The sequence below is a fragment of the Streptomyces sp. NPDC058812 genome (assembly GCF_042744565.1).
In the GTDB taxonomy this organism is placed as follows: Bacteria; Actinomycetota; Actinomycetes; order Streptomycetales; family Streptomycetaceae; genus Streptomyces; species Streptomyces thinghirensis.
Window position 1 is genome coordinate 1 of record NZ_JBHYOB010000051.1, and the last position, 4,859, is coordinate 4,859.

The 4,859-nt window shown below is 71.7% G+C and carries 6 protein-coding genes and 1 pseudogene; 3 read left to right on the forward strand and 4 right to left on the reverse strand.

The annotated features are described in order from the left end of the window. Nucleotides 1-110: 110 nt before the first annotated feature. Nucleotides 111-1,265: a HEAT repeat domain-containing protein gene (locus tag ACFW48_RS38300; RefSeq protein WP_386323240.1), complete on the forward strand. Its 1,155-nt coding sequence runs from the start codon at nucleotides 111-113 to the stop codon at nucleotides 1,263-1,265. A 208-nt stretch (nucleotides 1,266-1,473) separates the two neighbouring features. Here ACFW48_RS38300 and ACFW48_RS38305 read toward each other — a convergent pair. Then, nucleotides 1,474-1,959 (reverse strand): annotated as a pseudogene (locus tag ACFW48_RS38305) (ATP-dependent DNA ligase); the annotation flags it as partial. A gap of 359 nt (nucleotides 1,960-2,318) precedes the next feature. Between ACFW48_RS38305 and ACFW48_RS38310 the strand changes: the two are divergent. Beyond that, entirely contained in the window at nucleotides 2,319-2,453 is a 135-nt protein-coding gene (locus tag ACFW48_RS38310; RefSeq protein ID WP_386323242.1) for a hypothetical protein, read from the forward strand. 21 nt (nucleotides 2,454-2,474) lie between these two features. Then, nucleotides 2,475-2,822 carry a DUF6233 domain-containing protein gene (locus ACFW48_RS38315; protein ID WP_386323244.1) on the forward strand — a complete coding sequence of 116 codons (348 nt, stop codon included), beginning with the start codon at nucleotides 2,475-2,477 and terminating at the stop codon, nucleotides 2,820-2,822. Here ACFW48_RS38315 and ACFW48_RS38320 read toward each other — a convergent pair. The 3 genes from ACFW48_RS38320 to ACFW48_RS38330 all read right to left on the reverse strand — a co-directional run bounded on the left by ACFW48_RS38320 (nucleotide 2,819) and on the right by ACFW48_RS38330 (nucleotide 4,593). Continuing rightward, the gene (locus ACFW48_RS38320) at nucleotides 2,819-3,196 is read right to left on the reverse strand and encodes a hypothetical protein (protein WP_386323246.1); all 378 of its coding nucleotides are present in this window, start codon (nucleotides 3,194-3,196) and stop codon (nucleotides 2,819-2,821) included. The two genes, ACFW48_RS38315 and ACFW48_RS38320, sit on opposite strands and share 4 nt — an antisense overlap. Before the next feature lie 135 nt (nucleotides 3,197-3,331). Then, entirely contained in the window at nucleotides 3,332-4,339 is a 1,008-nt protein-coding gene (dapF, locus tag ACFW48_RS38325; protein WP_386323248.1) for a diaminopimelate epimerase, read from the reverse strand. Next, nucleotides 4,336-4,593: a hypothetical protein gene (locus ACFW48_RS38330; protein ID WP_386323250.1), complete on the reverse strand. Its 258-nt coding sequence runs from the start codon at nucleotides 4,591-4,593 to the stop codon at nucleotides 4,336-4,338. Before ACFW48_RS38330 ends, dapF begins: the two co-directional genes overlap by 4 nt. Between the last annotated feature and the right edge of the window lie 266 nt (nucleotides 4,594-4,859).

The window sequence follows — 4,859 nt, forward strand, 5'->3', positions numbered from 1 at the left end:
GCCTTAGGGGGACGCTGACACCGCCGGAGTAATGCCGACATGATCTGGTATCCGACCGACCGCGAGGAAAACCCGTTGGCTGTCGGTGTCCCTGCTGGAACGATCCTGGGATGACCGACCACCGTGACGCCGTCCTCTGCCTGTGGGGTCGCCAGCTCTACGAGCGTCAGGGCGATCCACTCGCCTGGGTGGAGGCGGTCCTGGAGGCGACCGGTCGCCCGCCGACCGCGGTCTCCGCGGCGATGTCCGGCCGACTCGACGCCCTCGCTGATTCCCCATCGGACCGCGCATGGCTGCTGTTCCGTACGGTCGCCAAGCTGGCCGCGAACCTTCGGGGCGACGGCCACTACGACGCGGACGTCGGCACCCGAATCGGCCCACTGGCCCTGCGGCTGAGCGAGCTCGAACCACCCCTCGCCGGCCCGCTCGGGGCCGCACTCGGCCACCTGCCGGACGGGCCGACATCCCTAGTCACCGTCCACGCCGCCGAACTGAGCAGCGGGATCTGCACGATCCGACTGCAGGCGATCGACGCCCTGCTGGAGTGGGCCGAGCTCGGCCATCCACAGGCCCGGGCGGCCCTGTCCGAGGTCGCCTCCGACCACCGGACGCAGGATGTCACCGTCTGGACCAAGGCACTCAACCGGATCGCCCTGTTCGGCGACGCGAGCGTCGAACCGGGCCTACTGCGCGCGCTCGCCGACACCGGGCACCGCGGGGTGCGGTGGTCGGCGCTCGCCTGTGCCGAACTCGGCTTCCGCCGGGCCGTTCCGCTGATCACCGCCCTGCTGGAGCATCCCGATCCGATGGTCCGCGAGGCTGCCTGCGAGGCACTCGGCCTCCTTGAGGAACACACCGCCATACCCGCCCTGACAGCCCGGCTGAACGACGAGACCACGTGGGTACGCAGCAGAGCCGCCCAGGCGCTCGGCCAAATCGGCGGCGACCAGGCACTCGCTGCGCTCTGGCAGACCATGATGGAACGCCGGAACCCGAAGGCCAGCCATCTCGCCTCAGCCATCGCTGCCTTCGGCCCGCCGGTGGTGGACAACCTGATCGCCCTCACCACCCATCCCGACCCGGACCTCCGAGCACTGGCCTGCCGCGCTCTCGGCTCCACCGCCGACGAACGGGCCCTGCCAGCACTGGAACACCTCGCCGCCCACGACCTCGCCAGAACCACTCTCGGCGGCCTCGTGGCAACCGCCGCCAAGCAGGGACTGCGGACCGCGCTCCGCATTCGCGCACGCACCGCATCGACCTGAACTCGACGCGCGTCTCGACTGACGTCCACTCTGAACCCCGTCGGTCGACCTGACCGTACGGCGGCTGGGCGTGAGACGGTGGGGAATTGACTGACCGTGGACACGGCAACATAGCGGTCAATCGGTCAATGCCAAACCCTGGCTGCAAGATCCCCTCCACCCCGGACACGTCTGTCCAGGACTCCAGCCATTCGCGCGCCTTGGCCAGGTCCGTCGTCATCGGGCAGAGCGTCCACGGGGCCGTCAGGGCATGGTCGGTGAACAGGTTCTCCAGCAGGGCGCGGCGCTCGGCGTACGGGCGGGCGAGGAGCTCCTGGCCGTCCTGCTGCAAGAGGTCGAAGGCGACGAAGTAGGCCGGCCACCGGGCCGCCAGGGCCCGGGCTCCGCGGGCGCGGGCGGCCGCCCGGCGCTGCAATGCCTCGAAGGACAGCTGGCCCTCTTCGGTGTCCCAGACGACGAGTTCGCCGTCGAGGACCAGGCCGTACGGCAACTGTGCCTCCGCGGCCGCCACCAGGTCCGGCCACCGGTCCTGCACCAGCGCCCCACGGCGGGTCTGCACCACCACCCGGCCACCGGGGCTGGCTGCGGTAAAGAGGATCGCCCGGTGACCGTCCAGCTTCTGCTCGTACGCCACCCCCGCCCGCAGCGCACCCGGGCCCGGCACCGCCTCCGCCTCCGCGGCCTGCGCCAGCATCGGCTCCACCGGCGGCCTGATCGTCACGAGACCTCCCTCATCGGATCCCGGGCCACCCCTCTTCCAGGATCGGCGACACCTGGTGGAAGCGACTGCGGGCACGCCCAGCCCGCCGAAGGGCGCTGTGCCACCCCGACGGGAGCGTGGCACTCGCCGAGATAATCGAACACATGCTCTACTAGGTGTGTGAGCGAGCAGCCCCCCGCCCCACCGCGCCCGCAGGTCGTGACCTGGGCGCCCAGCCAGACCGGGCCGTGTGCCCGGTGCGGCTCTCCCTGCGCGCGGTACGGCGCGCCCGCGTCACCGCTGTGCGTTCCCTGCCGGCAGACGCGGGGCGATCAGTCGCCCCGCCCCTGACCGTGTCGGATCCGTCTCCGTCGGCCCCGATCACCCTGGTCCTGCCCGACGGGCAGACCATCGAGCGGGTACGGCTCTACGAGCGCGAGCAGCTCGACTCCGGGCTGTGGATGTACCGCATCGGCGTTCCCCTGTGACAGACGGCCATGGGGGGCGGGGTGGAGCCGGCCGAGTACAGCACGTGGGTCACCGCCGAGCAGCTGCGCCCGCTGTCCGGTGTCGACCTGGGCGGCATCCCGGCCCGCCCGCGCACGCGCACCACGTCGGGGCCGGTCCGGTGGTCGTGGCGTCTCGATGCCCGCACGCACGGCCGGCCCGTCATGGTTCACGCCGAGGGCTGCACGGCCGCCACGGAGCGCGCGCACCCGCTGGGCACCATGCAGGCACTCGACGTCCTCGCGCGGCCCGGCGCGACGGCCTGCACGGTGTGCGACGCCGCCGAGGCCCTCCTGCCGATCCTCGCCCACGGGCAGGTGGACGAGGCGGGTCCTGATGGGGTGGCCTAGCGGTGGATCACCGCGCACGGCTCCCCCGCCACGATGTTGAACTCGACGCACAGCTTCGTTCCGTGCTCGAAGGCCCGGCCCTTGCCTGCCCACTTCCAGCTGACCATCGACATCCTGGTGAGGGCCGCGCTCACCGGGGTGGCGTCTTTCCAGCCGGTCAGCTCGGACCGGTAGCCCTTCGGCGTGTACGTGATCAGGCGGGCGCGGACGCCCGTGCCGTGGCCGTCCATGTGCGCGCCAGCGCTGGTCACGCGCAGGCCTTTGCCCCGGACCGACAGGCCGACGCGGCCGTCGCTGGCCTTCGCGTCGGCGTGGGCGGGCGCGGCGGCGAACACGAGGGCCGCCGCGGTGAGTGCATAGATCGTCTTTCGCATACGGTTTCAACCGATGTCGGGCGCAAGCGTCACTGTGCCCGGTATCGGCTCCGGTCGGCATGCCGGGGCAGCCGAAAGCCCCTGGCTGCTGCCAGGGGCTTTCGGCATGTGCGGTAGGGCCACCGGTTGCGGGGGTCAGGTGGCTCTGCGGGGCTGGAGCCCGGTGTGGAGGTCGGTGAGGTGTTCGAGACCTCGTTCCGCTCGGGCCAGCAGGGCGGGTGTGGGGACCCCGTGGGGCTGTTGGAGGCCGCGTTCGCCGTTTCGGGCCGGTGGAGTCCAGGCCGTGTTGAGGCGGACCGTTCCGCGGGTGGTGAGGTGGGCGGGGCCGGTCAGGGTCATGGTGCCGTCGGCGGCGACGTCGACCAGGAGGCGGCCGCCGGGCGCGTCGACCGTGTACTGGACGAAGCCGGCGGGGCGGAGTGCCCGGTGGAGTGCGGCCGCGACCGCGGCGCAGGCGCCCGTACCACAGGAGGGGGTTTCTCCGACGCCGCGTTCGTGGACGCGCAGGACCAGGTGGCGGGAGCCGAGGTCGCGGACGAACTCCACGGTCACGCCGTGCGGGTAGGCGGATGCCGGGCTGACGTCCGGGGCGGCGGCAAGGGTGCCGGCGTGGTCCAGGTCGTCCACGAAGACCACGGCGTGGGGGTTGCCGACGTCGACGTGGAGGGCGGGCCAGTGCCGGACGCCGACGGCGACGGTGATGTGTTCCGGGCCGGGCAGGAGCGGGACTCCCATCGCCACGCTGACGTCGCCCTGGTCAGGGGCGGCGCCGGCGGGGATGTGGAGCTCGCGCAGGCCTGCGCGGGTGGCGAGGGTGAGGGTGCCGCCGGGGTGTCGCCCGGTGGCGGTGAGGTAGCGGGCCAGGACGCGGGCGCCGTTTCCGCACATCGCTCCGAGGGATCCGTCCGCGTTGCGGTAGTCCATGAACCACTCCGCGCGGCCGGCCACTGCGAAGGCCTCCGGGGAGGCGGTGCAGCGGACCAGGCGCAGCAGGCCATCGGCCCCTATGCCCTTGCGGCGGTCGCACAGGCGGATGGTGTGGGCGGGGGTGAGGTCGAGGAGGCCGTCGGGGTCTTCCAGGATCAGGAAGTCGTTGCCGGTGCCGTGGCCTTTGGCGAAGGGGATGCCGATCGGGGTGCTCATGGGCGGGGCGTCTCTCCCAGCTCGATGCGGAGCCAGACCGTACGGGTGCCGGCTGCGGTGGTGGTCATGCCGTAGGAGGTGCCGGTTTCCAGGACTGCGACGAGGCGCGGCCAGTGCTGGGCGGGGATGCCTGCGGTGTTGGCGCGGATGGTCAGGGCGCCGGCGGTGAGTTCGGTGGCGGGCGTGGTGCCGGTGAGGTCGGTGAGGGCTGCTATGGCCGCTGCTGCGGCGGGGGTTAAGGGTTCGTTGTCCATGGCCCGTCTCTCGTCGGCCAGTTGATGAACTACGCAACGTACAGCTAGTCACTAGCTTTGAGCTAGTGAACTAGATTGTCAAACGGTGAGCACTGCCGGGGCACGGTGCGGTAGGCGCCCACCGAAATGCGCTGATGCTCGGTCAGTACCGCGACAGGCAAGGGAGACTCATGGCCGCCGACAGGACCGGACCCCCCTACCTGCTGGTCGCCGCGGCCTTCCGTCGGCTCATCGCCGAAGGCGAATGGCCAGCCGACTTCCGCCTC